Origin of the sequence: Delftia sp. CH05, from assembly GCF_009827015.1 — a bacterium.
Taxonomy (GTDB): domain Bacteria; phylum Pseudomonadota; class Gammaproteobacteria; order Burkholderiales; family Burkholderiaceae_C; genus Comamonas; species Comamonas tsuruhatensis.
The window spans coordinates 122625-147465 of record NZ_WUMG01000008.1; the positions used below are offsets into that span (position 1 = coordinate 122625).

The 24841-nt window shown below is 66.8% G+C and carries 23 protein-coding genes; 9 read left to right on the forward strand and 14 right to left on the reverse strand.

The genetic code is table 11. From position 1 onward, the window contains the following. Position 1 precedes the first annotated feature (1 nt). The 7 genes from GRX31_RS09545 to GRX31_RS09575 all read right to left on the reverse strand — a co-directional run bounded on the left by GRX31_RS09545 (position 2) and on the right by GRX31_RS09575 (position 8044). Positions 2–886 carry a carbohydrate ABC transporter permease gene (locus GRX31_RS09545; protein WP_160852388.1) on the reverse strand — a complete coding sequence of 295 codons (885 nt, stop codon included), beginning with the start codon at positions 884–886 and terminating at the stop codon, positions 2–4. Then, positions 879–1751 (reverse strand): carbohydrate ABC transporter permease, encoded by an 873-nt coding sequence (locus tag GRX31_RS09550; RefSeq protein WP_016446303.1) that lies wholly within the window; start codon positions 1749–1751, stop codon positions 879–881. Before GRX31_RS09550 ends, GRX31_RS09545 begins: the two co-directional genes overlap by 8 nt. Positions 1752–1765: 14 nt before the next feature. After that, positions 1766–3013: an ABC transporter substrate-binding protein gene (locus GRX31_RS09555; protein WP_160852390.1), complete on the reverse strand. Its 1248-nt coding sequence runs from the start codon at positions 3011–3013 to the stop codon at positions 1766–1768. After that, positions 3010–4569 carry an aldehyde dehydrogenase family protein gene (locus tag GRX31_RS09560; RefSeq protein WP_160852392.1) on the reverse strand — a complete coding sequence of 520 codons (1560 nt, stop codon included), beginning with the start codon at positions 4567–4569 and terminating at the stop codon, positions 3010–3012. Before GRX31_RS09560 ends, GRX31_RS09555 begins: the two co-directional genes overlap by 4 nt. Before the next feature lie 79 nt (positions 4570–4648). Then, on the reverse strand, positions 4649–5428 hold the full coding sequence (locus GRX31_RS09565; protein WP_017404858.1) for an enoyl-CoA hydratase/isomerase family protein: 780 nt from the start codon (positions 5426–5428) through the stop codon (positions 4649–4651). Then, on the reverse strand, positions 5421–7016 hold the full coding sequence (locus tag GRX31_RS09570; RefSeq protein ID WP_046985419.1) for an acyl CoA:acetate/3-ketoacid CoA transferase: 1596 nt from the start codon (positions 7014–7016) through the stop codon (positions 5421–5423). The genes GRX31_RS09565 and GRX31_RS09570 overlap by 8 nt, the downstream gene beginning before the upstream one ends. Further along, on the reverse strand, positions 7013–8044 hold the full coding sequence (locus GRX31_RS09575; RefSeq protein WP_160852394.1) for a Gfo/Idh/MocA family protein: 1032 nt from the start codon (positions 8042–8044) through the stop codon (positions 7013–7015). The genes GRX31_RS09570 and GRX31_RS09575 overlap by 4 nt, the downstream gene beginning before the upstream one ends. 110 nt (positions 8045–8154) lie before the next feature. Between GRX31_RS09575 and GRX31_RS09580 the strand changes: the two genes are divergently transcribed. The 3 genes from GRX31_RS09580 to GRX31_RS09590 all read left to right on the forward strand — a co-directional run bounded on the left by GRX31_RS09580 (position 8155) and on the right by GRX31_RS09590 (position 11496). Continuing rightward, positions 8155–9174 (forward strand): LacI family DNA-binding transcriptional regulator, encoded by a 1020-nt coding sequence (locus tag GRX31_RS09580; RefSeq protein WP_160852396.1) that lies wholly within the window; start codon positions 8155–8157, stop codon positions 9172–9174. Positions 9175–9382: 208 nt separating this feature from the next. After that, positions 9383–10366, forward strand: coding sequence for a DUF1852 domain-containing protein (locus GRX31_RS09585; protein ID WP_160852398.1), 984 nt, complete (start codon positions 9383–9385; stop codon positions 10364–10366). 104 nt (positions 10367–10470) lie between these two features. Continuing rightward, on the forward strand, positions 10471–11496 hold the full coding sequence (locus tag GRX31_RS09590; protein ID WP_160852400.1) for a methionine synthase: 1026 nt from the start codon (positions 10471–10473) through the stop codon (positions 11494–11496). Positions 11497–11664: 168 nt separating this feature from the next. On the opposite strand, the gene GRX31_RS09595 is transcribed toward GRX31_RS09590, so the two are convergent. Then, the gene (locus GRX31_RS09595) at positions 11665–12102 is read right to left on the reverse strand and encodes an acyl-CoA thioesterase (RefSeq protein WP_016446312.1); all 438 of its coding nucleotides are present in this window, start codon (positions 12100–12102) and stop codon (positions 11665–11667) included. Positions 12103–12319: 217 nt separating this feature from the next. Here GRX31_RS09595 and GRX31_RS09600 point away from each other — a divergent pair, with 217 nt between their 5' ends. From GRX31_RS09600 to GRX31_RS09615, 4 genes are all read left to right on the forward strand, one after another. Further along, the gene (locus GRX31_RS09600) at positions 12320–14020 is read left to right on the forward strand and encodes an electron transfer flavoprotein-ubiquinone oxidoreductase (RefSeq protein WP_016446313.1); all 1701 of its coding nucleotides are present in this window, start codon (positions 12320–12322) and stop codon (positions 14018–14020) included. A gap of 404 nt (positions 14021–14424) precedes the next feature. Further along, positions 14425–15396, forward strand: a complete 972-nt coding sequence (locus GRX31_RS09605) for an ABC transporter substrate-binding protein (protein WP_016446314.1) — start codon at positions 14425–14427, stop codon at positions 15394–15396. A 124-nt stretch (positions 15397–15520) separates the two neighbouring features. Further along, entirely contained in the window at positions 15521–16405 is an 885-nt protein-coding gene (locus GRX31_RS09610; protein ID WP_034366175.1) for an ABC transporter permease, read from the forward strand. 169 nt (positions 16406–16574) lie between these two features. Then, positions 16575–17369 carry an ABC transporter ATP-binding protein gene (locus GRX31_RS09615; protein WP_016446316.1) on the forward strand — a complete coding sequence of 265 codons (795 nt, stop codon included), beginning with the start codon at positions 16575–16577 and terminating at the stop codon, positions 17367–17369. A 67-nt stretch (positions 17370–17436) separates the two neighbouring features. Here the strand turns inward: GRX31_RS09615 and GRX31_RS09620 are convergent, their stop codons facing one another. The 3 genes from GRX31_RS09620 to GRX31_RS09630 form a co-directional block, all read right to left on the reverse strand. Then, positions 17437–17823: a cupin domain-containing protein gene (locus GRX31_RS09620; protein ID WP_160852402.1), complete on the reverse strand. Its 387-nt coding sequence runs from the start codon at positions 17821–17823 to the stop codon at positions 17437–17439. Between the two features lie 76 nt (positions 17824–17899). Further along, positions 17900–18712 (reverse strand): AraC family transcriptional regulator, encoded by an 813-nt coding sequence (locus tag GRX31_RS09625; RefSeq protein ID WP_017404849.1) that lies wholly within the window; start codon positions 18710–18712, stop codon positions 17900–17902. A 60-nt stretch (positions 18713–18772) separates the two neighbouring features. Next, positions 18773–20236: an MFS transporter gene (locus GRX31_RS09630; RefSeq protein WP_160852404.1), complete on the reverse strand. Its 1464-nt coding sequence runs from the start codon at positions 20234–20236 to the stop codon at positions 18773–18775. Positions 20237–20327: 91 nt separating this feature from the next. Between GRX31_RS09630 and GRX31_RS09635 the strand changes: the two genes are divergently transcribed. Together GRX31_RS09635 and GRX31_RS09640 are read left to right on the forward strand one after the other, a co-directional pair. Beyond that, positions 20328–21218 (forward strand): LysR family transcriptional regulator, encoded by an 891-nt coding sequence (locus GRX31_RS09635; protein ID WP_047327478.1) that lies wholly within the window; start codon positions 20328–20330, stop codon positions 21216–21218. Between the two features lie 257 nt (positions 21219–21475). Further along, positions 21476–22957, forward strand: a complete 1482-nt coding sequence (locus GRX31_RS09640) for an amino acid permease (protein ID WP_016446321.1) — start codon at positions 21476–21478, stop codon at positions 22955–22957. A gap of 50 nt (positions 22958–23007) precedes the next feature. Here the strand turns inward: GRX31_RS09640 and GRX31_RS09645 are convergent, their stop codons facing one another. The 3 genes from GRX31_RS09645 to GRX31_RS09655 all read right to left on the reverse strand — a co-directional run bounded on the left by GRX31_RS09645 (position 23008) and on the right by GRX31_RS09655 (position 24678). Then, positions 23008–23364 carry a VOC family protein gene (locus GRX31_RS09645; protein ID WP_160852406.1) on the reverse strand — a complete coding sequence of 119 codons (357 nt, stop codon included), beginning with the start codon at positions 23362–23364 and terminating at the stop codon, positions 23008–23010. A gap of 85 nt (positions 23365–23449) precedes the next feature. Further along, positions 23450–24217: a helix-turn-helix domain-containing protein gene (locus tag GRX31_RS09650; protein ID WP_160852408.1), complete on the reverse strand. Its 768-nt coding sequence runs from the start codon at positions 24215–24217 to the stop codon at positions 23450–23452. A 5-nt stretch (positions 24218–24222) separates the two neighbouring features. Then, the gene (locus GRX31_RS09655; protein ID WP_016446324.1) at positions 24223–24678 is read right to left on the reverse strand and encodes an Lrp/AsnC family transcriptional regulator; all 456 of its coding nucleotides are present in this window, start codon (positions 24676–24678) and stop codon (positions 24223–24225) included. Between the last annotated feature and the right edge of the window lie 163 nt (positions 24679–24841).

Genomic DNA, 24841 nt, shown 5'->3' on the forward strand with positions numbered 1-24841 from the left:
ATCAGCCTTTGACGGCGCCGGCCATCAGCCCGCGCACGAAGAACCGGCCCGACACCAGGTACACGGCCAGCGTCGGCAAGGCCGCAATGAACGCCCCCGCGAAGTGGACGTTGTATTCCTTGACGCCGGTGCTGCTGTTGACCAGGTTGTTCAGCGCCACGGTCAGCGGGTAGGAGCTGAAATCGCTGAACGAGGCGCCGAACAGGAACTCGTTCCAGATGCTGGTGAACTGCCATATCGCGGCCACCACGACGATGGGCAGGCTGTTGGGCAGCAGCACGCGCCACAGCAGCCCGAAGAACCCCGCGCCATCCATGCGCGCCGAGCGCACCAGCTCGGCCGGGAAGGCCGCGTAGTAGTTGCGAAAGAACAGCGTGGTGAAGCCTATGCCGTACACCGTGTTGACGAAGACCAGGCCCTTGAGGCTGCCCGCCAGGCCCAGCGCCCCCAGCATCCTGGCCATGGGGATCAGCACGATCTGGAATGGAATGAAGACCGACAGCAAGATGGCGCCGAACAGCAGGTCCGCCCCCCGGAAACGGAACTGGGTCAGGATGCAGCCGTTGAGCGCGCCCAGGGCCGTGGACAGCAGCACGGATGGCACGGCCACCAGGAAGGAATTGAGGAAGAACGGCCGCAGCCCCGTGGCCTGCACGCCGATCTGCGCCGTGCTCCAGGCGCTGCGCCAGGGCGCCAGCGTCCACTGGCCGGGCAGCGCCAGCAGGTGGCCGCTGCGGATCTCGTCGAGCGGCTTGAACGAATTGGCCAGCATCACATAGACCGGCAGCAGGAAGACCGCCGCCAGCAGGACCAGCGCCGCATACAGCAGCACGCGCCAGGGCTGAAGCCGCCGTGTCACGGACCAGGGTGTGCGCAGCTCAGTCATGGCGACCTCCTGCGCTGCGCATGGCGCCCCAGAGATAGGGCAGGACGATGGCGCCCACGGCCAGCAGCATCAGCACCGAGCTGGCCGCGCCCACGGCCATCTCGTTGCGGGTGAACGAGTACTGGTACATGAACACCGAGGGCAGCCAGGTCGAGCGGCCGGGCCCGCCATTGGTCAGCGCAATCACCAGGTCATAGGACTTGATGGCCATGTGCGCCAGGATCACGAAGGCCGATACGAAAACCGGCCCCAATTGCGGCAGGATGATGCGCCAGTAGACCTGCCAGGTGCGCGCGCCATCGAGCCGCGCCGCATGGATCTGCTCGGAGTCCACCCCGCGCAGGCCCGCCAGGAACAGGGCCATGGCAAAGCCGCTGGTCTGCCACACGGCGGCGATGACCACGCAGTAGATGGCCATGTCGCCGTCCTTGATCCAGCCGAACGCAAAGCCCTGCCAGCCCAGCAGGTGCATGGATTTTTCCAGGCCCACGCCGGGGTCGAGCAGCCATTTCCACGCCGTTCCCGTGACGATGAAGGACAGGGCCATGGGGTACAGGAAGATGGAGCGCAGCACGGCCTCGGCGCGGATCTTCTGGTCGATCAGGATGGCCAGCACCAGGCCCAGCGCCATGGCAATGGCGATGTAGAGGCTGGCGAACACCGCGAGGTTGTTCGCCGAGATCTTCCAGTTCTCCAGCCCCAGCAGCCGCGTGTAGGCAGCGGTGCCGGCCCATTCATGGCGCGGCAGCAGGGTCGATGCCGTGAACGACAGATAGACCGTGAACAGAATGCATCCGTACACGCACACCAGCGTGAGCAGCACGCTGGGGCTGAGCAGCAGCCTGGGGAGCCAGCCGGCCTTCATGGCAGGGTCCTCCATCAGTCGGCCAGGGCCGAGGCCAGCTCGGCCACGGCCCTGGCATCGTCGATCTGGCCGTTGAAGTGGCGCGTGACCACGTCATAGATGGCGTTCTTGGCCGATGCGGCCGTCGCATGGCCCAGCGCAATGGAGCCCAGCATGCTGCGCCGGCCATCGGCCTCGGCCACGTCGCGGATGGCCTTTTTGCCGCATTCGTCGAAGGCCGTATCCGCCACGTCCAGGCGCGCAGGCGCCGCACCCTTGACGACATTGAACGCCGACTGAAAGGCCGGCTCCATGATGGCGGCCGCCAGCTTGCGCTGAGCGGCCGCCTTGCCCGCGTCGGACAGCCTGAACATCACGAACTGGTCGGTACTGAAGGCCACCATGCCCTGGGTGCCCGGGAAGCGATAGCAGGCAAAGTCCTTGCCGGGCTGCTTGCCGGCGTTGAGGAACTCGCCCTTGGCCCAGTCGCCCATGATCTGGAAGCCCGCCTTGCCGGCGATGACCATGCCCGAGGCCACGTTCCAGTCGCGACCTGAAAAATCCTTGTCCACCAGGCTGCGGATCTGCGCCATGCGCTGGAATACCTTGCGCGTGGTCGCCGACCGGATGGTGGCCGGATCGCGCTCGATGAAGGCCTTGCGGTAGTAGTCGGCGCCGCCCGTGGACAGGGCCACGCTGTCGAACACGATGGCCTCCTGCCAGGGCTGGCCGCCATGGGCGATGGCGATGAAGCCGGCCTGGCGCACCTTGCGCGCCGCCGCGATGAACTCGTCAAAGCTCGCTGGCTCGGCCGTCACGCCCGCCTGGGCCAGCACCTGCCGGTTGGCCCACAGCCAGTTGGTCGAATGGATGTTGACTGGCGCCGCGATCCAGCGGCCCTGGTAGCGCGAGAATTTCTGCACCTCCTGCGGCACGCTCTTGTCCCAGCCCTCGCGCGCGGCCAGGGCATCCAGGTCGGCGACCACGCCCTGGCCGCCCCAGTCCAGGATGTCGAAGCCCAGCATCTGCACCGCCGTGGGCGGGTTGCCCGAGGTCACGCGGGCGCGCACCGCCGTCATGGCCGCCTCGCCGCCGCCACCGGCCACGGGCATGTCGTTCCAGCGCACGCCCTGCTTTTCCAGCCCGCTCTTGAGCAGGTTCAGCGCGGCGGCCTCGCCGCCAGCGGTCCACCAGTGCAGGACCTCGACGCTCTGCCCGGCCATGGCGGCCGGCGGTGTGGCAAAGGCCATGGCCAGCGCCATGGCAGTCAGTGGCCGCTTCATGCCGTGTCTCCTTCGTGGATGGGCAGATACCAGTGGCTGCGCGCACCCAGGTGCATGTGCAGGGTCTTGGCCTGGGTGTAGTCCTCGGCGGCACGGCGGCCCAGCTCTCGGCCCAGGCCGCTTTGGCGGTAGCCGCCGAAAGGCAGCTCGGCATGGCCTTCGAGGAAGGTATTGACCCAGACCGTGCCGGCCTTGATGCGCCGCGCCGCCGCCAGGCAGGTGCTGAAGTCACGGCTCCAGACGGCGGCCGACAGGCCGTAGAGCGTGGCGTTGGCCAGGTCGATCGCATCGTCCAGGTCCTCGAAGACCAGCACCGCGAGCACGGGCCCGAAGACCTCCTGCCTGGCAATGGCCATGTCCGGCGTCACGCCGGCCAGCACCGTGGGCTCCACATACAGGCCCGGGCGCGCCATGCGGCCGCCGCCCAGCACCACGCGGGCGCCGGCCTGGCGCGCGGCCTCGATGTGGGTGAGGATGGCGTCCAGCTGGCGCTGCGTGGTGATGGCGCCCACCTGCACGCCCTGGTCCAGCGGATCGCCCACGCGCACCTGCCGAGCGCGCTCGGCCACGGCGACCACGAAGCGCTCGGCGATGGCCGCCTGCACCAGCACGCGGCTGCCGCTGTTGCAGCACTGGCCGGCATTGAAGTGCATGCCCAGCACCGTGGCATCGACGGCCGCCTCGAAGTCGCAGTCGGCAAAGACGATCTGGGGGTTCTTGCCGCCCAGCTCCAGAGACAGCTTCTTGAGCGTCTGCGCCGATGCTGCGGCCACCTTCCGGCCTGTTTCCGTGGAGCCCGTGAAGGACAGCATGTCGATGTCCGGGTGCGCGGCCAGGACCTCGCCGACAGCGCCACCGCCGCCTGGCAGGATGTTGACGGCACCGGGCGGCAGGCCGGCGTTCATGAGGATCTCGCCCAGCATCAGCGTGGTGGCCGATGTTTCCTCGGCCGGCTTGACCACGGCCGTGCAGCCGGCGGCCAGCGCAAAGGGCAGCTTCTGGCTGACGATGAGCAGGGGAAAGTTCCAGGGCGTGACGATGCCGACCACGCCCAGCGGCTCGCGCAGCACCACACCCAGCGTCTGCTCGCCCAGCGTGTCATAGCTGTCGCCATGCAGGTTGCGCGCCAGCGCGGCGGCGTAGTGCCACAGGTCGGCCGCCGCGCCCACCTCGTCCAGCGACTGGGCCAGCGGCTTGCCGGTCTCCAGCGTCTCCATCCGCGCCAATTCCTGCCTGCGGTCCAGCAGGCGTTCGGCCACGGCACGCAGCACGCTGGCGCGCTGCGCACCCTTCATGCGGGGCCAGGGCCCGTGGTCCGCAGCGCGGCGTGCTGCGGCAATGGCACGCGCGGCATCGGCCCGCCCGGCCCGCGCATGGATGCTGGCCACGGTGCCGTGGGCCGGGGAGCGGCGTTCCAGCGTCGCGCCGTCGGCCGCATCGGCCCAGGCGCCATCGATGAGCAGCCGGCCATGGAACGGGGGCCTGTGGACGAGGCCGGCCATGGCCCCTGCATTCACTGCAGGTGCATGGGCTGGAGGCGGGTTCGCGGCAGTCATGGTGGCGGTCTCCTTGGGTGGTTCAGGGGTGAGGCAAGGGCGGGACGGCGAATCGGCAGGTCGGCAGGTCGGCGCAGATTCAGCGGCCCAGGTAGCGCGGCGCGCGCTTTTCCTTGAAGCTGCGCAGGCCTTCGGCTGCATCGGCCGTGCTCGCGGCCAGGGCTGCGGCCATGGCTTCCAGCGCGGCGGGTGCGTCTTCGCCGGCGGCGGCATTGATCAGTTGCTTGGTCAGCTGCAGTGCCACGGGCGCCTGGCCTGCCATGTCGTGGGCCAACGCAGCAGCGCGCAGGCCCAGTTCGCTGGCCGGCACCCGTTCATGCACCAGCCCGCAGGCCAGCGCCTGATCGGCGGACAGCCGCACGCCGCCCAGGGCCAGGTACTTCGCGTGGCCGGGGCCGATCAGCCGCACCAGCCGCTGCGAGCCGGACCAGCCGGGACAGGTGGCGATCGATGCCTCTGGCAGCGCGAACTGCGCCGTATCGACGGCGATGCGCACATCGCTGGTGATGGCCAGCTCCAGCCCGCCGCCGAACGCATGGCCGTTGAGCGCCGCAATCACGGGCTGGCGCAGCCGCGCCCAGCGGTCGAACACCTGGTGGCCACGGCGCACCCACTGCCGCCACATGTCCAGCGGCTGCAGCGCGGCCCAGGCATGGATGTCGGCGCCCGCGCAAAAGGCCCTGTCGCCACGGCCGGTCAGCACCACGGCACGGATGGCGCCATCGGCCTCGATCTCGCGCGCCATGTGCTCCAGTGCGTCGAGCATGCAGGGGGTCAGCGCGTTCAGCCGTGCGGGCCGGTCTATCGTGACCTGGGCCACGGGGCCCTGGCGCACCAGTTGAACCAGGGTCTCAGCCACGGCGGACCTCCCGGGCCTGCAGGGCCAGGCCAAAGGGCGCATCGTGGAACAGGCGCTCATCCATTCGCCGCAGGTCGGGCGCCACCTGCAGCGCCATGCCGGCCTGCTCCAGCACATCGCGCTGCAGGTCCACGCCGGGCGCGATCTCGCGCACGACCAGTCCCTGGTCTTCGAGGTCGATGACGCAGCGCTCGGTCACATAGCGCACCCGCTGCCCGCGCTGGCGCCCGACCAGGCCGCTGAAGCTGATGTGCTCGGCCGTGCCGACGAACTTGCGCGTGCCGCCCTCCTCGAGGATGTCCAGCCGCCCGTCGCCCACGCGCAGCCTGGCGCCGGCCGTGAAAAGTCCGCAGAAGACGATGCGCCGCGCATGGGCCGTGATATCCACAAAGCCGCCGCAGCCGGCCGTCAGATAGGGCCTGGCCCCCAGCCGCGAGACATTGACGCTGCCATCGCCATCCACCTGCAGGAAGGACAGCAGCGTCACATCGAAGCCCCCACCCTGGAAATAGGTGAACTGCTGGGGCGAGGCCACGATGGCATCGGCATTGGCCGCGCAGCCAAAGGCAAAGCCCAGCAGCGGCATGCCGCCGACGGCGCCCTGCTCTATCACCCAGGTCACCTCGCCATGCAGGCCCTCCTCGAGCAGGATGCGCGGCACATTGGCCGCAATGCCAAAGCCCAGGTTGGCGGCATGCCCGTGCGCCAGTTCCATGGCGGCGCGGCGCGCAATCACCTTCTCGGGCCCCCAGGCCTGGGGCTCGAAGCCGGACAGCGGTTGCGCAACCTCTCCGCTGATGGCCGGGTCGTACACCGTCTGCGTGGTCTGCCACTGATCGGCATCGACCACCACATGGTCCACCAGATGGCAGGGGACGCGGACATCGTGCGGCCTCAGGTGGCCGGCCCTGACGATGCGCTTGACCTGGGCGATGACGATGCCGCCGTTGTTGCGTGCGGCCATGGCCTGCTCCAGCGCGCCCAGCAGCGCGCCTTCGTGCTCATAGCCCAGGTTGCCGCGCTCATCGGCCGTGGTGGCGCGCAGGACGGTCACGTCGGGCGCCACAGCGGGAAAGAACAGCCAGTCGCGCCCGTCGAAATGCTGCAGGCGCACTACCGGATGGCGGCTGGCCGGCTCGTTCATCGCGCAGCCCTGCTGTGCGGGATCGACAAAGGTGCCCATGCCCGCCTGGGTCAGCACGCCCGGGCGCCGCGCAGCCGCCTCGCGGTGCATGTCGAACAGGATGCCGCTGGGGATGTTGTAGGCCTGGATCTGGTTGTCCACCACCATGCGCCAGATCGCAGGCATGGGCAGCGAGGACGGGCCGCTGGGATACGAGCCGGCCAGGACACGCGACAGCAGCCCGGGCCGGGCCAGATGGTCCATTCCCTTGATGCCGTACATATCGCCGGCCGCAATCGGGTGCAGCGTGGTCAGGTTGCGCGGAGCACCCTCGCGTTCGAAGCGCTCGCCAATGGCGGCCAGCACCTTGTCGGGGCAGCCCAGCCCGCTGGACGAGCTCACGCTGACGATGTCGCCGTCGCGCAGCAAGGCTGCAGCCTGTGCGGCGGTGATGTGCTTGCTCATGCGGCTGCCCCCCGTTCCCGTGCCAGGGGATTGGCTATGGGCACGGCCCGGCCCGTGCGGCAGGCCTGGGCCATGGCCACCGCCGCCGCCAGCGAGCGCACGCCGTCCTCGCCGGTGGCGGCAGGCAGGCCTTCGCCACGCAGCGCGGCGCAGAACGCGGCCACCCCATGCGCGTAGAGACCGTGGTGCTCCACGGCAATGGCCTGCTCGCCGGCCCCATTGCGCAGCAGCACCTCGCCGCCCGGCCGCTGCGTCATCACATCGCGCCCGATGAGCGAGCCCGAGGTGCCATGGATCTCGATGCCGGTTCCCGCATGCGCCACGGTGAATGCCGCATGCAGTTGCGCCAGCACGCCGTTGTCCAGCCGCAGCACGGCCATCACGCCGTCCGCCACGCCGTTGCGGGACAGCGGTCCTTGCTGCTCCAGCGCCACCGCCTCCACCGGCTCAGCCCCCAGGATGAAGCGCAGCGCATCCACGTCATGCACGCCGATGTCGAGGATCACGCCACCGGCCTCGGGCCGCTCCAGCCGCCAGCCCTGCACAGAGGGCGGCAGTTCGATGGCGTGGAAGACGCGCGCAAACAGCGGCTGGCCCAAGGCGCCATCGCGCACCAGCTCGCGCATCCTGCGGTGCGTTGCCGCGTTGCGCAGGTGGTGGTTGGTGCCCAGCACCACGCCCGCGGCCCGGCATGCCCTCACCATGTCCAGCGCCTGCTGCACGGTCAGCGCCAATGGCTTCTCGCACAGGACATGCTTGCCGGCCGCTGCCGCAGCAAGGACCTGGGCGTGGCGCAGTTCGTTGTCGGAGCTGACGTAGACCACCTGGACTGCCGGGTCGGCCAGCAGGGCGGGCACCGAGTCGTAGGCGCGGGCAATGCCCTGCTCGGCAGCAAACTGCGCCGCGCGCTTTGCACTGCGGCTGGCGACCGCCGCCACCGTGTGCCCGCGCTGCGCGCGGATGGCACCGATCATGTGATCGGCAGCAATGGTGCTGGCCCCTATCAATCCCCAACCGACCTCGCTCATGGTCCCCCTCCCTGTATTGATGATTTCTATTGGAACGTTCTAATTGATTATTGGAACGTTCCAAAAGAAGATCAAGCACAATCGCGCCGACCCAGGGAAAACACCGAACCATGATGAACAAGCCCCCTTCCGTGCGCGCCGTGACCATCCTTGACGTGGCGGCTGCGGCCCAGGTCTCCAAATCAACGGTGTCGCTGGTGCTCAAGGGCAGCCCCCTGATTCCGGCCGAGACATCGGAGCGCGTGCGTGCAGCGGCAGCGCAGCTCGGCTACGTCTACAACCGCCGCGCCGGAGAGCTGCGGCGCCAGTCGTCCAACATGGTCGGTGTCGTGATCAACGACCTGATGAACCCCTTCTTTGCCGAGGTGCTGGCGGGGCTGGAGCGCAGGCTGGCCGATGCCGGCTTCATCACGCTCATGGCCCATACCAGCGAAAGCCTGGAGCGCCAGCAAAAAGTGCTGACCGCCATGCGCGAGCACAACGCGGCCGGCATTGCGCTGTGCCCGGCGCTGAACACGCCGGCCTCGCTGGCGCAGGACCTGCAGTCATGGGGCATTCCCCTGGTGGTCATGATCCGCACGCTGGGCGAGGGAAGCTACGACTTCGCAGGCGCCGACAACGCCCATGGCGTGATGGCGGCCACGCGCCACCTGCTGGCGGCCGGACATCGCCGCATCGGTTTTCTGGGAGGGCTGGACGGCCTGATGCTGGAGCAGCGCCTGAGCGGCTGCAGGGCCGCCTTTGCCGATGCGGGCCTGGCTTTCGATGAAGACCTCCTGGTTTTCTCCGCCAGCCCCACGCGCACGGGAGGGCATGACGCCATGCGCAGCCTGCTGGCCGCGCAGCCAGCCATCAAGGCGGCCATCTGCTACAACGATCTGGTGGCCTTTGGCGCACTGTCTGCCCTGGACGAAAACGGACTGCGCGCAGGCAAAGACTTCGCGCTCATGGGCTTCGACAACGTGTTCGATGCCGCGCATTCCCATCCCCCCCTGAGCACGGTGGACGTGCGCCCCGCCGAGCTTGGCGAACAGGCTGCCACCTTGCTGCTGGCACGCATGGCCCATCCGGGCCAGCCCCGCCAGCAGTTGTTGGCCAGGCCCAAGCTGGTGCTGCGCCAGTCAGCCTGAAGACCGCGGCGCGGTCGGAACTGGCCCGGATACCGACTGGCTCCACCGCGCTGAGCGGGATGCACTCCAGCCTGCCGGCTTTTGATGAACCAAGCTCATGGTTTCATGAAATAAGACCACTTTACTTCATCGATTGCCGTCCATAACATCCGCACCTATTGCTTGCCCGCAGTTTTCGGCAAGGGCATGAATCAGGTCGCAGATCACAATGAACCAAGAACTCAGCTTCCATCTCAAGCGCATTCGTTTCGATGAAGACTATCAACCATCGGACAGCACGCGCATTACCACCAACTTTGCCAATCTGGCCCGTGGCGATTGCCGGCAGCAGAACCTGCGCAACACGCTGAGGATGATTGACAACCGCTTCAACGACCTGGCCCACTGGGACAATCCCACGGGAGATCGCTACTCTGTGGAGCTCGAGATCATCTCGGTCGAAATGGGAATTGGCGCCAGAAACGGCCTTGGTGCGTTTCCGTTGATCGAGATATTGAAGACCAGCATCCTCGACAAGAAGAACCACAAGCGCATAGACGGCATCGCAGGGAACAATTTCTCCTCCTACGTGCGCGACTACGATTTCAGCGTTGTGCTTTCGGAGTACAACGCCAACCGCTCCGAATTCGGCACCCCCGATGATTTTGGCGACTTGCATGGAAAGCTGTTCAGGCAATTTTCCAGTTCAGGCACCTACAGGCAGCACTTCGACAAGCCGCCCGTCATCTGTATCAGCGTGTCCACCAGCAAGACCTACCAGCGCACCGGAAACCGGCACCCCATACTGGGCATCGAGTATCGGCAGAGCGAGTTCTCCTCGACCGACCGGTATTTCGAGAAGATGGGAATGCAGGTTCGCTTCTTCATGCCTCCAAATGGCGTTGCGCCACTGGCCTTCTACTCTCACGGCGACCTGCTGAACGACTATACGAATATCGAGCTGATCGGCACGATCAGCACCATGGAGACCTTCCAGAAGATTTATCGCCCCGAAATCTACAACGCGAATTCTGCAGCCGGGATGCTCTATCAACCCAGCCTGAAGAATCACGATTACTCGTCGACGCAGATTGTCTATGACCGGGAAGAGCGCAGCCAGTTGGCTGTCAAGCAGGGCAAGTTTGCAGAGCAGCACTTCATCAAGCCGTACAAGAATGTGCTTGAGCAATGGGCTGCCGATTTCGCCCTGTAGCCACCCGCCGCCATGCCTGCCATGGCACCCAATCCGTGGCGGGCCGGGAAAACCGTCCCGGAGCACGCCCGCCATACCCCTGTTTGATTTGAAGGAATTCCCAGATGTTCGAAACCTCGATCGCCGGCAGCCTGCCCAAGCCCGCCTGGCTGGCTGAAACCAACAAGCTCTGGCCCCAGTGGAAGGCCGAAGGCGATGCGCTTCGCCAGGCCAAGGCCGATGCAACCCTGCTGTGGATCAAGGCCCAGGAAGACGCAGGCCTGGACATCGTGTGCGACGGCGAGCAGTCGCGCCAGCACTTCGTGCACGGCTTCCTGGAACAGGTCGAGGGCATCGACTTCGAAAACAAGGTGAAGATGGGCATCCGCGACAACCGCTACGACGCGATGGTGCCGCAGGTGGTGTCGGCCCTGCGCCTGAAGGGCCGCGTGCATGCCTTCGAGGCCCAACTGGCACGCGCGCACACCAGGAAGAAGCTGAAGTTCACGCTGCCCGGCCCCATGACCATCGTCGACACCGTGGCGGACCGCTTCTATGGCGACAGGGTGAAGATGGCCTTCGCCTTCGCCGAGCTGCTCAACCAGGAGGCCCTGGCGCTGCAGGCCGACGGCGTGGACATCATCCAGTTCGACGAGCCCGCCTTCAACGTCTACATGAAGGACGCCGCCGACTGGGGCGTGCAGGCGCTGGAACGTGCGGCGCAGGGCCTGACCTGCACGACGGCCGTGCATATCTGCTACGGCTACGGGATCAAGGCCAATACGGACTGGAAAAGCACCCTGGGCGATGAATGGCGCCAGTACGAGACGGTGTTCCCCGCGCTGGCCAAGAGCCGCATCGACCAGGTGAGCCTGGAGTGCATCCACTCCCACGTGCCGCCCGACCTGATGAGGCTGCTGGCCGGCAAGGACGTGATGGTCGGCGTGATCGACGTGGCCAGCGACGTGGTCGAGACCCCCGAAGAGGTGGCCGACACCATCGGCCGGGCGCTGGAGTTCGTGCCGAAGGAGCGGCTGTTCCCCTGCACGAACTGCGGCCTCGCCCCCATAGGCCGCGACGTGGCGTGGCGCAAGCTGCAAGCGCTGGCAGCAGGCACGCGGCTGGCAAAGGAGCGGTTGGCCGCTGCGTAAGTCGCGACCGGCCGCCACGCCGGGCTACCCAGGGCTGCGATGGATCTGCAATGCGGCAGAACAAAAACCCCAGCGCACCCTGCATCAAAGGGCTTGTTCGTCCGGACCGGGCCAGCCCCGCCAGCCATTGCTGGCTACACGTCGGCTGGTACAGCGGGCGAGCCTGAGTCAACCTGGGCCAGCCGTGCCGCCCACCATCTCCCGCACCCAGCCCGGCAGCTCGACGGCCTTCTGCCTGGGAAAGTCCACCCAGATGACGGTGCCGCCACCGGCCGCGCAGATCACGCCGGGTTCGGAGACGCGTTCCATGGTTCCCCAGGTCTCGAAGGTGGTGCGGCCGGGGTCGCTGACGTACATCTTGAGCAGTACTTCGTCGGGATAGGCCAGCTGCTGGTGGAAGTTGCAAAAAGCATTGACGATGACCGGCCCCTGCCCGCCCGGCGTAGGCGCCATGCCCGCTTCAACCATCCAGTCGATGCGTGCAGTCTCCAGATAGCGGAAGTACATGGCGTTGTTGACATGGCCCATGGCGTCCATGTCGCCCCAGCGCACTTTGAATCGCATCTCGTGAACCCATTTTTTATATTCTGGAATCTCTATGCGCATGCCTGCAGTCTCCTTGTTGTAGCGCCACCGCAAGGCACCATGCCCCGCAGCCCCCGGTCACTGTGCAGCAGGGCGGATTCCCGCGCTGTCACCTATCAGCAACGGCAGGGTCCAAGCACGTCATAGAATCCACCGCATTGCGGCTTTTGCGCTGCAACCGAACAAACGTTCGGTCTGCCGACCATCCTGTTTTTCAATATCCAAGCGAGACACCCCGATGACGAACGAAGAAATCCTGGCCCAGTACGGGCCGCGCGAAGCCATGGAATACGACGTGGTGGTGGTCGGCGGCGGCCCCGGCGGGCTGGCCACGGCCATCCGCCTCAAGCAGCTGGCGGCCGAAAAAGGCCAGGATGTCTCCGTCGTCGTGCTGGAAAAAGGGTCGGAACCCGGTGCCCACATCCTGTCGGGCGCCATCATGGACCCGCGTGCGCTGACCGAGCTGATCCCTGACTGGAAGGAAAAGGGCGCGCCCCTGACCCAGCCCGTCACCGATGACGCCATGGTCTTCCTGGGCGAGAAATCCGCCCTGCGCACGCCCAACTTCCTGCTGCCGGCCTGTTTCCAGAACCATGGCAACTACATCGTTCGCCTGGGCTACGTGGTCAAGTGGCTGGGCGAGCAGGCCGAGGCACTGGGCGTTGAAATCTTCCCGGGCTTTGCTGCCGCCGAGGTGCTCTACAACGAGGACGGTTCGGTCAAGGGCGTGGCCACCGGCAACATGGGCATCGGCAAGGACGGCGAGCCCACGGGCGAGTTCCAGCTGGGCATGGAGCTGCACGCCAAGTACACGATCTTTGCCGAAGGCTCACGCGGCCATCTGGGCAAGCAGATCATCGCCAAGTACCAGCTGGACGCCGGCAAGGACCCGCAAAGCTACGGCCTGGGCATCAAGGAGCTGTGGGAAATCGACCCGGCACGCCACAAGCCCGGCTTCGTGATGCACACGGCCGGCTGGCCCATGGACAGCAAGACCTACGGCGGCGCCTTCCTCTACCACCTGGACGACAACAAGGTCACGCTGGGCTTCATCACGGGCCTGGACTATGCCAACCCCTACCTGAGCCCCTTCGAGGAATTCCAGCGCTGGAAGACCCATCCCAACATCCGCTACTACCTGGAAGGCGACGAGTCCAAGGGCATCAAGCCGGCCAAGCGCCTGGGCTACGGCGCGCGCGCCATCACGGCCGGCGGCCTGCTGTCCCTGCCCAAGTTCGTGTTCCCGGGCGGTGCGCTCGTGGGCTGCGACGCAGGTTTCCTGAACGTCAGCCGCATCAAGGGCAGCCATGCCGCCATCAAGACCGGCATGCTGGCCGCCGAGGCCGCCTATGACGCCATCGTCGCGGGCCGCCAGGGCGACGAGCTGGGCGCCTATGTCCAGGCCTTCGAGAACAGCTGGCTGTACGAAGAGCTGAACAAGTCGCGCAACTTCAAGGCCTGGTTCAAGAAGGGCCTGACCACGGCCACGCTGATGAACGGCATCGAGCAGTTCGTGCTCAAGGGCAACATCCCCTGGACGCTGCACCGCGACAAGCCCGACCACGCCTACCTGAAGCCTGCGGCCGAGTGCAAGCCAATCGACTACCCCAAGCCCGATGGCAAGCTGACCTTCGACCGCCTGTCCAGCGTCTTCATCAGCAACACCAACCACGCCGAAGACCAGCCCGCCCACCTGACGCTCAAGGACGCCTCGGTGCCCGTGGCCATCAACCTGGCCAAGTACGCAGGCCCCGAGCAGCGCTACTGCCCGGCCGGCGTCTATGAGTTCGTGGACGATACGGCCCAGGGCGGCAAGCGCCTGCAGATCAACGCCCAGAACTGCGTGCACTGCAAGACCTGCGACATCAAGGACCCCACGCAGAACATCGTCTGGGTCACGCCCGAAGGCGGCGGAGGGCCGAACTACGCGGGCATGTGATCCGCGCGCCACACCGGCCCTTCTCCGAAGCCTGCCCAAGCCTGCTTGTGCAGGCTTTTTCTTTGAGCCTCGTCAAAGCAACATCGGTGCAGAAAGCATAGAAGGCCATCCGAAATGCCATCGCACGCAATAAAAATGCACGGCAAAGCCAAAAACAGGCCCTTGAAGACGCAAACCTGCATCGCCAAACCTGTCCAAGACGCATGAAAAAGTTGCACCTAGGGCATTCCCCGCAGATTTCATGCCAATTTTTAGATACAAACCTATAGGTGAAAACCGGGTCGTCCAAACGCCAAGGCGTACAGGGCGGCTGCAGTAGACTTTGCCGCGAAGCGCCGCGACCGTCCTGTGCGGCCTTCTGCTGAGCAAACAGGAACAACCACAAGCACGTTGGAGATACACGTATGAAGCACTTGTCTTGGGCGCCCCTGGGCGCGCTGGCCCTGGCAATTTCCGCCATTGCGGGCGGCGCCCACGCCGCTGACGAGAAGTCGGTCGCAGTGACCGCCATCGTCGAGCATCCTGCACTCGACGCCGTGCGCGACGGCGTGCAGGCCGCGCTCAAGGAAGCAGGCTACGAAGCCGGCAAGAACCTCAAGTGGCAGTACCAGAGTGCCCAGGGCAACACCGGCACGGCCGCGCAGATCGCTCGCAAGTTCGTCGGCGACAAGCCTGATGCCATCGTCGCCATCGCCACGCCCTCGGCCCAGGCCGTGGTCGCCGCCACCAAGACCGTGCCCGTGGTGTTCTCCGCCGTGACCGACCCCGTGGCCGCCAAGCTGGTGCCCAGCTGGGAGCCTTCCAAGAACAACGTGACCGGCGTGTCCGACCTGCTGGCCCTGGACAAGCAGATGGAGCTGGTCAAGCAGGTCGTGCCCAACGCCAAGCGCGTGGGCATGGTCTACAACCCCGGCGAGGCCAACTCCGCCGTGGTCGTCAAGGAACTCAAGACCCTGCTGCCCAAGCTGGGCATGACCCTGGTGGAAGCCGCCGCTCCCCGCTCCGTGGACGTCAGCAGCGCTGCGCGCAGCCTGGTCGGCAAGGTCGATGTGATCTATACCAACACCGACAACAACGTGGTCTCGGCCTACGAGTCGCTGGTCAAGGTCGGCCAGGACGCCAAGATCCCGCTGGTGGCCTCGGACACCGACTCCGTCAAGCGCGGCGCCGTGGCGGCCCTGGGCATCAACTACCGCGATCTGGGCGAGCAGACCGGCCGCATGGTGGTGCGCATCCTCAAGGGCGAGAAGCCCGGCGACCTCAAGACCGAAGTCAGCACCAAGATGGAGCTGTTCGTGAATCCGGGCGCCGCCGAGAAGCAGGGCGTCAAGCTGTCCGACGCACTGGTCAAGTCGGCCGCCCAGGTGATCAAGTAATACCCGGGGTTTGCCTGCCCGGGACCAACCCGGGCAGTGCGCCCACGGTGGCAGGCGCCATGGCAACATGGTCCTGCCCTTTTTTTAAGTCGTTTTCCGTTCCCACGCGCCTGTCGCTCTTCCTATGTCCCTCTTTTCATTGCTCGGTGCCGTCGAGATCGGCCTGATCTTCAGCCTGGTGGCGCTGGGCGTCTTCATCTCGTTCAGACTGCTGCGCTTTCCCGACCTCACGGTGGACGGCAGCTTTCCGCTGGGCGGCGCCGTCTGCGCCATCCTGATTTCCACGGGCACCAATCCCTGGCTGGCCACGCTGGCCGGCACGGCCGCTGGCGCCGTCGCGGGCCTGATCACGGGCTGGCTCAATGTGCGCCTGAAGATCATGGACCTGCTGGCCTCCATCCTGATGATGATCGGCCTGTATTCGGTCAACCTGCGCATCATGGGCGGCCCCAACGTGCCGCTGATCAACGAGACCACGCTGTTCACCCTGCTGCAGCCCGACAGCGTGGCCGACTATGTGATGCGCCCGGTGATCCTGTTCGTCATCGTCGTGCTGGCCAAGCTGGGCCTGGACTGGTTCTTCGCCACCGAACGGGGCCTGGCCATCCGCGCCACGGGCTCCAACGCCCGCATGGCACGCTCGCAGGGCGTGAACACCGGCGCCATGATCCTGCTGGGCATGGCGATCTCCAACGGCCTGGTCGGCCTGGCCGGCGCGCTGTTCGTGCAGACCCAGGGCGGCTCGGACATTTCCATGGGCATCGGCACCATCGTCATCGGCCTGGCTGCCGTGATCGTGGGCGAGTCCATCCTGCCTTCGCGCCGCATCGTCTGGGCCACGCTGGCCGTGGTGGTGGGCGCCATCGTGTACCGCTTCTTCATTGCAGCGGCCCTCAACAGCGATTTCATCGGCCTCAAGGCCCAGGATCTGAACCTTGTCACCGCGCTGCTGGTGACCGTCGCCCTGGTGATCCCCCAACTGAAGCGCAAATTTGCGCAAAGGAAATGACACCCCCTGAGCGGCTATGCCGCTTCCCCCTCTCTACTCGCTGCGCGAGGGAGGGGAACGACGCCATCGCTGCGGGGCGGCCCTTGCTCGGCGTCCCTGAGTTTGGACCGCGTCAGTTCAAGCACCACGCCTTGAGCGACTGAACGAAGAAATACCGGAGATTGCACTCATGCTGAGCGCACAACAACTCGAAATCACCTTCAACCCCGGCACGCCCATCGAAACGCGGGCGCTGCGCGGCATGTCGCTGGACATTCCCGACGGCCAGTTCGTCACCGTCATCGGCTCCAACGGCGCCGGCAAGTCCACCTTCCTGAACGCCGTCTCGGGCGACCTGTCCGTGGACAAGGGCCGCATCGAGATCGCCGGCCAGGACATGACGCGCCTGCCCGTGTGGGCACGTTCCGAACGCGTGGCCCGCGTCTTCCAGGACCCCATGGCGGGCACCTGCGAGGACCTGACCATCGAGGAAAACATGGCCCTGGCCCAGCGCCGCGGCACCTTCCGCCGCCTGAGCCGCGCCGTCAAGGCCGAGATGCGCGACAACTTCCGCGAGCGCCTGTCCATCCTGGGCCTGGGCCTGGAAAACCGCCTGACCGACCGCATCGGCCTGCTGTCGGGCGGCCAGCGCCAGGCCGTGAGCCTGCTGATGGCGGCGCTGCAGCCTTCGCGCATCCTGCTGCTGGACGAGCACACCGCCGCGCTCGACCCGCGCACGGCCGACTTCGTGCTGCAGCTGACGGCGCGCATCGTCTCCGAGGCCAAGCTCACCACCATGATGGTCACCCACAGCATGCGCCAGGCGCTGGACGTGGGCGAGCGCACCGTGATGCTGCACCAGGGCCAGGTCGTGCTCGACGTCAGCGGCGAGGAACGCGCCCGCATGGACGTGCCCGACCTGCTGCAAATGTTCGAGAAAGTGCGCGGCGAAAAGCTGGCAGACGACGCGCTGCTGCTGGGCTGAACGCCCCGCACTCCAGGAAACAAGGGGCGCTGCGGCGCCCTTTGTTCATGGGATGGCTACGGGCTGGCTAAACCCACACGTCGTTCAACGCCGTCCTCTCGCCGCCTTCCTCCCCGGTGTTCAGCACGCCGCGCGGCTCGATCAGCATGAGGCGGGCTTCCCGCTCGGCGCTGGGCTTGTGCTCCGTGCCTTTGGGGACCACGTAGAGCTCGCCCTGGCGCAGCAGCACATGGCCATCACGGAAGTCGATGCGCAGCTCGCCGTCCAGCACCAGGAAGGCTTCATCCGTTTCGGCATGCGAGTGCCAGATGAACTCGCCCTGCACGCGCACGATCTTGAACTGGTAGTCGTTCATTTCGGCAACGACGCGGGGGCTCCACTGGCCGGTGAAGCGGCTGAATTTGTCAGGGAAGTTGATGGCCTCGTAGGGGCGGTTTTCAACGGGGAACGTCATGGGCAGACCTTATGAAAGCGTGTGAAGCCTCCATGCTAGGAAGCGCCTTCCCTGCGGTCTTGCACGATCGTGCAGCTCAGGCCGCGCCCAGGCGCCTGAGCCAGCGTGCGGGCGGCACGCCATAGGCCATGGCGAACTGGCGTGCCATGTGGCTCTGGTCGAAGAACCCGGCCTGCAGGGCAGCCTCGGCCACGGGCTGCCCCGCCAGCAGCAGGCGCCGCACGGTGTCCAGCCGGCGCATGCTCAGGTAGCGGTAGGGGCTGGTGCCGTAGAGCGCGCGGAAATCCCGGCACAGCCGCCAGCGGTCCAGGCCGCTGGCCTGGGACAGCGCCTCCAGGGTTACGCCCTGCTCCAGCGAATCATGGATGCAGGCGCGGGCACGCTCCACGGCCACCAGGTCCGGCAGACGCCTGAGCTTGCGCCGACCGGCCACGGCCTCCAGGGCCAGCGCCAGGTCGTAGAGGGCATCGTCGCGTGCCAGCGGCTCAAGGTCCTCGTCCAGGCATTGCAGCAAGGGCAGCAGCGCAGCCTTGAGCCGGGGATCAGCCGAAAGTCCTCCCTCGACGAAAGGCAAGGGCCTGCCGCCCAGCACCTGCTGGATCAGGGCCGGCTCCACATAGACCATGCGGTAGCGAAAGCCCGCGTCGGTGCCCGCGTGGCCGTCATGCAATTCATCGGGATGCAGCACCATGGCACCGCCCGGCAGGCTGTGCCGCTGGCTGCGGCGGTAGGCAAAGCTCTGCACGCCGGACAGCGTCAGGCCCAGCGCGTAGGTGTCGTGCCTGTGGGGCGCGTAGCCGTGCCCGCCGAAGTAGGCCTCGATGCGCTCCAGGCCTGCGCCCAGCAGCGAATGCCGGACCCAGTCGCTGGAGATGCTCGTTTCTGCCATGTGGGTTGGTGGTGAGGGGTGTGCAAAGCAGCCGCAGATGGTAACTGCGGGCCAGTGACCTCAAGGCGAGCAGGCAGGCTGCTCCGCGCCCGGCACGGACTGGATTGCCGGTGCGCGGCGCATGGCCGCCGACACCACCCACCCCAGCAGCGCGATCAGCGCGGCACCCCATTCGGCCTGCTGCAGCCCCCGGGCCGTGGCCTCGCGCAGCGCATCGGGCGCCGTGATACCGGCCAGCGGCGCCGTGGCCACCATCACCAGAAAGGCCAGCCCCATTGCTGCGCCCACCTGCTGGGCCGTGGCCGCAATGCCCGAGGCCACGCCCTGCTGCGCAGCCACCACGCCCTGGCCGGCGACCACCCACATGGCGGTCCAGCTGGCGCCCTGGCCCAGGCTGAGCACCACAAAGCCCGGCACCAGCCAGACATAGCTGCCACCCAGCGGCAGCGCCCAGGCCATGTAGGCCAGGCCGAGGGTACCTGCGGCCCAGCCGCCCATGAGCACGGTGCGCGGTGTGGAGCGGTGCAGCCAGTGTTCGGCCCAGCGGATGCCCAGCGTGCAGACCGCCGTGGGCAGCAGGAAGGCCAGGCCGGCCTGCAGCGGGCTCCAGCCGTAGATCTGCTGGAAGTACAGCGCCAGAAAGTAGTACTGCACGCCAAAGCTGCTCATGAAGATCATGGTCAGCAGCATGGCCGAGCGCAGGCTGGGCACGCGCAGCAGGGACAGCGGCATCAGCGGCGAGGCGATGCGGGCCTCGATGCGCCAGAAAAGGGCCAGCGCCGCCATGGCCACGGCCAGCGTCCCCAGCGTGGCGGCGCTGGCAAAGCCCCATTCAGGGCCTTGCACCAGAGCCGTCACCAGCAGGCTGCTGCCCACGGTCACGCTCAGGCAGCCGGCCAGATCAAAGCCCTGGCCCGGTGCGGCACGCCCGGTACGGGCCGAGGGCGGCAGAAAGCGCAGCGCCGCCATGGCACACGGCCAGGCCACGGGCACCAGCACCCACAGCACCCAGTTCCAGCCCAGCGTCTGCGTGAGCACGCCGCCCAGCAGCGCGCCGGCCGCCAGCCCGCCGGCCGACGCCATGCTCCACACGGCCAGGGCGCGGTTGCGCTCGGGCCCGGCCGCATACAAGGTATTGATCAGCGACAGCGTGGCCGGAAACAGCAACGCCCCTGCCACGCCCTGCCCTGCGCGGCCCAGCACCAGTTGCCAGGGCTGGGAGGCGAAGCCGCCGACCAGCGAGGCCAGGCCGAACAGCGCCATCCCCGCCACATACATGCGCCGCTTGCCCAGCAGGTCCGCACAGCGCCCGCCCAGCAGCAGGCAGCCGCCAAAGGCCACGCTGTAGGCACTGACCACCCATTGCAGGTGGTGCGCATCCATCTGCAGCTGCTGGCCCATGGCGTCGAGCGCGACGAAGACGATGGTGGCATCCAGCGCAATCAGCAACTGGGACAGGGACAGCAGCGCCAGCGCGGCGCGCGGGTGGCGCAGGGCGCCAGCGGGGGAGTCGTTCACAAGCATGGGAGCGATCCTAATTAATGCATTTCTGAAGATAAACATCAGATATTCATTTTTCTTATGCAAAATCGAATCAATCAAACTTGCCATCGCCATGGACCTCAACGCCGTTCAATTGCTCATCAAGGTGGCCGAAAGCCGCAGCTTCACCCAGGCGGCAAGCCTGCTGGGCACCAGCCAGTCCCGCATATCGCGCGCCGTGGCGCAGCTGGAGAAAGACCTGGGCACGCGGCTGCTGCACCGCAATACGCGCAGCGTGTCGCTCACGCCAGACGGCTGCGCGCTGGTGGACCGCTGCGCCCCGCTGATCGCCGGGCTGGAGGAGGCGCGCCAGCTGGTCAGCGACCGGCGCTGCGCGCCCAGCGGCGTGCTGCGCATGACGGCGCCGTCCATGCTGGGCCGCATCGTGCTGGTGCCGCTGCTGGGGCAGTTGCTGCGCGAGCATCCGCAATTGCAGATCGACACCAGCTTCACCGACCGCATGGTGGACATGGTGGAAGAAGGCTTTGACGCCGCCGTGCGCATCGGCCCGCTGGCAGACAGCCGCATGATCGCCCGCGCCCTGCCGCCGCTGCGCTGGGTGACCGTGGCCTCGCCCGCCTACCTGGCGGCGCGCGGCACGCCGCAGACGCTGCAGGAGCTGGCACAGCACAGCTGCATGGCCGTCTACAACCACTACCTGGGCCGGCGCGTGCCCTGGCAGTTCCTGGCGGGCAACGGCGAGATGCTGGACTGGCCGGCGCCGCAGACCGTGACCTTCGACAGCGGCGATCCGCTGGTGGAAGGCTCGCTGGGCGGCCTGGGCGTGGCCCAGGTCATGGAGTTCGCGGTGCGCGAGCACCTGCAGGCGGGCAGGCTGGTGCGGCTGCTGCCCCAGCACGAAGGCCGCGCCCGCGAGCTGTCCCTGGTCTACCCGCGCACGCGCCAGACTTCGCCGCGCATCAAGGCACTGGCACAACTGCTGCTGGCGCAGACACAGTGGTGAGGCGGCAGCGGCCAGCCGAGCTGGCGTGGCGCCGCACACACAGTGGGTGCTGATTCAGATCGGCTTATGCGGGTGAAGGGAGATTAAACTGCTGCCTTTCCACGATGGCTGCGTTCTCGGACAATCACGCCTTTTCGTGGTGCATGCACCTTGATGGGGCCGCGACAGCGCGGCTCTTTTGTTTTTACCTGTTTTGCATTCCTGCCCCCGCGCCGGCCAGCGGCCACGCGGGATCTGATCCAACCATCGACACATCCATGGCAGCAGACAACTCCAAGAACGCCGCTCCCACCGCACTCAGGCGCGAACTCAAGGCGCGGCATCTGTCCATGATCGCCATCGGCGGCTCCATCGGCACCGGCCTCTTCGTTGCCTCGGGCGCCACCATCTCGCAGGCCGGCCCCGGCGGCGCCCTGCTGGCCTACATGATCGTGGGCCTGATGGTCTACTTCCTCATGACCAGCCTCGGCGAAATGGCCGCGAACCTGCCCGTCTCGGGCTCGTTCGCCACCTACGGCGCGCGCTACGTGGACGAAGGCTTCGGCTTCGCGCTGGGCTGGAACTACTGGTACAACTGGGCCGTCACCATTGCCGTGGACCTGGTGGCCGCCCAGCTGGTCATGGCCTACTGGTTCCCCGACGGCAACGGCATGCTGTGGAGCGCCCTGTTCCTGGCCATCATGTTCGGCCTCAACGCCATCTCGGTCAAAGGCTTCGGCGAGGCCGAGTACTGGTTCGCCGCCATCAAGGTGACCACCGTCATCCTCTTCATCGGCGTGGGCGTGCTCATGATCCTGGGCATCGTGCGGGGCGGCGCGCCTGAAGGCATCTGGGGCAACTTTGCCCTGTGGAGCCAGGGCGATGCGCCCTTTGCAGGCGGTTTCTCGGCGCTGATCGGCGTGGCCATGATCGTGGGCTTTTCCTTCCAGGGCACGGAGCTGATCGGCATTGCCGCTGGCGAATCCGAGAACCCCGCCAAGAACGTGCCCCGCGCCGTGCGCCAGGTGTTCTGGCGCATTTTGCTGTTCTACGTCCTGGCCATCCTGGTCATCAGCCTGCTGATCCCCTACACCGATCCGCAACTGCTCAAGAACGACCTGGGCGACATCAGCGTCAGCCCCTTCACCCTGGTCTTCGAGCGCGCGGGCCTGCTGTCGGCCGCCGCCGTGATGAACGCCGTGGTGCTGACCTCGGTGCTGTCGGCCGGCAACTCCGGCATGTACGCCTCCACGCGCATGCTCTACACGCTGGCCTGCCAGCGCATGGCGCCGCGCATGTTCTCGTACGTCAACAAGCGCGGCGTGCCCACGATGGCCCTGCTGGCCACCACGGTCGTGGCTGCGCTGTGCTTTCTGACCAACATCTTCAGCCCCCAGCTGGTCTACATCTGGCTGCTGAATCTGTCGGGCATGACGGGCTTCATCGCCTGGCTGGGCATCGCCATCAGCCACTACCGCTTCCGCAAGGGCTACGAGGCCCAGGGCCTGGACCTGAACCGGCTGCCCTACCGTGCATCGTGGTTCCCGTTCGGCCCCATCTTCGCCTTCGTGCTGTGCATGGTGATCACGCTGGGCCAGAACTACGAGGCCTTCATGGCAGACCGCATCGACTGGACCGGCGTGGTCGCCACCTATATCGGCCTGCCGTTGTTCCTGCTGATCTGGGGCGGCTACCGCCTGGTCAAGGGCACGCACATCGTGCAGTACAAGGACATGCAGCTGGGCTCCAACGTCGACTGACGCCCTCCCAGTCCCCATGAAAACAGCCCGCAGATGCGGGCTGTCGTCTTTCAGGCATCGGCCGACCACACGGCCAGCTCGTAGCCGTCCGGATCGGTGAAGTGGAACCTGCGGCCACCCGGGAACGCGAACGCCGCGCGGCTGATTACGGCCCCGGCCGCCTGCACGCGACGCTGCGCCTCGGCCAGATCGTCGGCGTAGAGGATGACCAGCGGGCCGCCGGGCCGCACCTCCTCGCCGGTGGTGAAGCCGCCCGTCAGCCGGCCGTCGCTGAACTCGGTGTAGCTCGGCCCGTAGTCGGTGAAGGTCCAGCCGAAGGCCGCGCCGTAGAACGCCTTGCTGCGTGCGATGTCGGCCACGTTGAATTCGATGTTGTCGATCTGGTGGTTGTTGCCCCTGATGCCCATGTGATGCTCCATTGAATGTCGGTAGGCCGCCATCATCGGCCACGCAGGGGCATGGCATCTTGAACAAAACGGCCAGCCGGGCCGCTCAATCCAGCAGTTGCTGCAGGGCAGCGCGGGGCGTGATGCCGCACAGCGCCCTCACCTCGCGCGACAGATGCGCCTGGTCCGCATAGCCGGCCTCCGCCGCCAGGGCCGCAAGACCTGCCTGCCGGTCAGACCGTGCCAGGGCCAGCAGGCGCTGAAAGCGCAGCACGCGTTCCAGCGTCTTGGGACCGTAGCCAAACTGCGCGTGGCACAGGCGGCGCAGGCTGCGCTCGGACATGTCCAGCTGCGCGCGCATGGCGGCCAGCACACCGGATTCGTCCCGCCCGGCTGCAGCCGCCACACCGAACAGCTGCATGGCCTGCCGGTCCGGCACTGGTGCGTCGCGGCCCATTTGCAACAGTCCATGGATGAACACGGCCTGCCCTGCGCCCGGCTGCGCATCGTTGATGCGATGCACCCACTCGCGCGCGCGCGGCCCCAGCAGATCGCCCAGTTCCACCGCCTGCCCCACGATCTCGTCCATGGGCAGGCCCAGCCAGGCGCTGGCCGCACCGGGGCCGAAGCGCGCCCCCCATACCTCGGACCCCGGCACCAGCGCGGGCCGCGCAGCCACCCTGTCAGGCCCCACGGCCAGCAGCTGCCCGCCTTTGCAGACGATGTCCACGCAGCCATCGGGCACCACGAGAAAACCGCCGGCATAGTCCGGGGCCACGGTGCTGCTCCACAGGCACTGGAAGTGCGGCTGCAAGGCGGGCGGCGGGGAGTGTTCGCGGTAGGGAGCGGGCGGCGGCGCCTGGCCAGAAGGCATGGACTTCAGACCCCCAGCGGCAGGTCCGCCTTCTTCAGCGTGCGCAGCACAAAGCTGGACTGGCTGTGGCGTATGCCCTTGATCTTGTAGAGCTTCTCGCGCAGCAGGCGCTCGTAGTCGCGCGTGTCCTTGACGACGACGCGCAGCAGGTAGTCGTACTCGCCCGAGACCAGGTGCGCCTCCACCACCTCGGGAATGGTCGCCAGCATCTCGCCGAATTTCTCCAGCGTGTTGTCCGAATGGCTGTCCAGCGTGACCTGCACCAGCACCGTATCGCCCAGGCCCAGCGCCAGCGGGTTCAGGCGCACGGTATAGCCCTCGATCACCCCCGCCTCTTCCAGCTTCTTGATGCGCGCCCAGCAGGGCGAGGCGCTCAGGCCCACGGCGGCGCCGATTTCCTGCAGGCTGGCGCGCGCGTTGGCCTGCAGGGCGGAAAGAATCTTTCTGTCGAGGGTATCCATGTCCGGCAATCTACTGCAAAACAGGCAGGCACAGAATAATTTTCTGTAGCAACGTCTGTTTTGAAGAAATAAAGCAGCATTTTCTGAGGCCAAACGCGCACACTTGTCTGCATGGGAGCACGCTTACCGGCGCAGCAAAACCATTCACCCAGCCCCGCCGACT

Coding starts and splice junctions, on each gene's coding strand:
- GRX31_RS09625 (WP_017404849.1), bottom strand. CDS start 18,712: ATGGCAGAAACGAGCATCTCCAGCGACTGGGTCCGGCATTCGCTGCTG.
- GRX31_RS09640 (WP_016446321.1), top strand. CDS start 21,476: ATGGCAGCAGACAACTCCAAGAACGCCGCTCCCACCGCACTCAGGCGC.
- GRX31_RS09620 (WP_160852402.1), bottom strand. CDS start 17,823: ATGACGTTCCCCGTTGAAAACCGCCCCTACGAGGCCATCAACTTCCCT.
- GRX31_RS09645 (WP_160852406.1), bottom strand. CDS start 23,364: ATGGGCATCAGGGGCAACAACCACCAGATCGACAACATCGAATTCAAC.
- GRX31_RS09555 (WP_160852390.1), bottom strand. CDS start 3,013: ATGAAGCGGCCACTGACTGCCATGGCGCTGGCCATGGCCTTTGCCACA.
- GRX31_RS09650 (WP_160852408.1), bottom strand. CDS start 24,217: ATGCCTTCTGGCCAGGCGCCGCCGCCCGCTCCCTACCGCGAACACTCC.
- GRX31_RS09580 (WP_160852396.1), top strand. CDS start 8,155: ATGATGAACAAGCCCCCTTCCGTGCGCGCCGTGACCATCCTTGACGTG.
- GRX31_RS09610 (WP_034366175.1), top strand. CDS start 15,521: ATGTCCCTCTTTTCATTGCTCGGTGCCGTCGAGATCGGCCTGATCTTC.
- GRX31_RS09570 (WP_046985419.1), bottom strand. CDS start 7,016: ATGAGCAAGCACATCACCGCCGCACAGGCTGCAGCCTTGCTGCGCGAC.
- GRX31_RS09545 (WP_160852388.1), bottom strand. CDS start 886: ATGACTGAGCTGCGCACACCCTGGTCCGTGACACGGCGGCTTCAGCCC.
- GRX31_RS09615 (WP_016446316.1), top strand. CDS start 16,575: ATGCTGAGCGCACAACAACTCGAAATCACCTTCAACCCCGGCACGCCC.
- GRX31_RS09550 (WP_016446303.1), bottom strand. CDS start 1,751: ATGAAGGCCGGCTGGCTCCCCAGGCTGCTGCTCAGCCCCAGCGTGCTG.
- GRX31_RS09560 (WP_160852392.1), bottom strand. CDS start 4,569: ATGACTGCCGCGAACCCGCCTCCAGCCCATGCACCTGCAGTGAATGCA.
- GRX31_RS09585 (WP_160852398.1), top strand. CDS start 9,383: ATGAACCAAGAACTCAGCTTCCATCTCAAGCGCATTCGTTTCGATGAA.
- GRX31_RS09590 (WP_160852400.1), top strand. CDS start 10,471: ATGTTCGAAACCTCGATCGCCGGCAGCCTGCCCAAGCCCGCCTGGCTG.
- GRX31_RS09635 (WP_047327478.1), top strand. CDS start 20,328: ATGGACCTCAACGCCGTTCAATTGCTCATCAAGGTGGCCGAAAGCCGC.
- GRX31_RS09600 (WP_016446313.1), top strand. CDS start 12,320: ATGACGAACGAAGAAATCCTGGCCCAGTACGGGCCGCGCGAAGCCATG.
- GRX31_RS09595 (WP_016446312.1), bottom strand. CDS start 12,102: ATGCGCATAGAGATTCCAGAATATAAAAAATGGGTTCACGAGATGCGA.
- GRX31_RS09575 (WP_160852394.1), bottom strand. CDS start 8,044: ATGAGCGAGGTCGGTTGGGGATTGATAGGGGCCAGCACCATTGCTGCC.
- GRX31_RS09605 (WP_016446314.1), top strand. CDS start 14,425: ATGAAGCACTTGTCTTGGGCGCCCCTGGGCGCGCTGGCCCTGGCAATT.
- GRX31_RS09630 (WP_160852404.1), bottom strand. CDS start 20,236: ATGCTTGTGAACGACTCCCCCGCTGGCGCCCTGCGCCACCCGCGCGCC.
- GRX31_RS09655 (WP_016446324.1), bottom strand. CDS start 24,678: ATGGATACCCTCGACAGAAAGATTCTTTCCGCCCTGCAGGCCAACGCG.